Here is a 1,400-nt window from a genome sequence, read left to right as displayed (position 1 = left end):
ACTTTAAGTATGATGATGAGTCTATTTTATTAATTTATAAGTAGTTATTTGACCGTTGCTTGTGCGGGTAATATCAATTTACATTATTTTACGTCGAGCGAAATGGTGATTAATGTCATAATATTAACGGGGTAAATGAAAATAGCTGAGCGCTAAGAGCACATTATATGAAAGTAAACAGGCATTTTAGCCTTACCTTTGTCTTCGGGTTTCCAGCCGTGATCGCGGCAATGTTGCTTGGCTTAATAGGAAAGAACCATTTTGACTCGGTTAAAAAAGACATCGACAGCGAGTTTCATCGCATTGAGGATGTTTTCAAACGAACCACCAAAGTGGTGACGGCGCTAGACTACAGTTTCTCTAACTACTACAAATCAGGAAACCCTCTATTTCTTGATCACAACAAGCAAGTGGTAAACGGGCTCTGCCAAATCTGGCCGATTGATGTGTTACTGCTCGCGGATGGCAAAACCTCTGATATTCCTTCTGTCGATATCGACTACATGCTAGTTGGTGAAGAATCCCTTTGCTCCGAAACCAGCAGTAGCTACAAAAGTGCATCAGAAAAGATCGCACTTGCCCCGATTCTTTCATTCTTATCTCAACTTGATGAATACCACGACGGTGTACACTTCATTGATACTCGTGGTTATGTGATCTCTTCGCCAGAGGATTTTGCCAAAGGGTTGAGTAAAGAGTTGTTATCGACCATTAAGAGTCGCCCATACTGGCAGAAAACTGCGAATAACCCCGATCAACTGACGCTCTCTGGCCCTGGTTATCGTTTTGATTCTCTTGATCGCATGATTAGTATGACTATTCCTGTGTTCCATAAAGGCGTGCACCAAGGAATGTTGTCGGTTGATATAAACGCGGGTCGGCTGTTGGCAAACTCTAACGAACACCTGGCTGGTCGTATCGATATCATAGACACAACTCTAACGATGCCGAACGCTACCGCAGCTTTCTATCATGGGATTAACCTCGAAGGTGTCGCCTCGCATCACGCGATGTACTATGAATTAGATTTAGTGAAAGAGATTGAGCACTTTTTTGTTTATGAGAAAGACAGCCTTATTGTCGCGATTATTGTGTATCTGTTCTCTGTGACTATTTTCTTCTACGTTAACTCTAATATTGAAAGGGGTTATTTCAAAGAGCTTGCGGCTAAAGATCCAATGACGGGGTTGCTGAATCGACGCGGGTTGGAAGCATTTTGGCGTAGAGTAGAGCATGACCAGCTGTTTGCTTTGACCGTTTTTGATATTGACGACTTTAAGTCGATCAATGACACCTACGGTCATGATAAAGGCGATGATGTCATTCGTTACATGTCACGCCAAATCACGAGTAGCATACGCAGTAGTGATGTTGCAGCCCGGTTTGGTGGCGAAGAGTTT

Annotated in this window: 1 protein-coding gene; it reads left to right on the top strand. The window is 42.8% G+C overall.

Annotation, left to right across the window (positions count from 1 at the left end):
- Window positions 1-167: 167 nt before the first annotated feature.
- Window positions 168-1,400: diguanylate cyclase (locus BCT81_RS14825; RefSeq protein ID WP_102424922.1), on the top strand; the 1,233-nt coding region annotated here is incomplete at its 3' end.

The sequence above is a fragment of the Vibrio sp. 10N.261.52.A1 genome (genome assembly GCF_002876325.1).
Taxonomy (GTDB): domain Bacteria; phylum Pseudomonadota; class Gammaproteobacteria; order Enterobacterales; family Vibrionaceae; genus Vibrio; species Vibrio chagasii.
The sequence above is the reverse complement of the archived record's forward strand: the minus strand, read 5'-3'. Positions and strand labels throughout refer to the sequence as shown.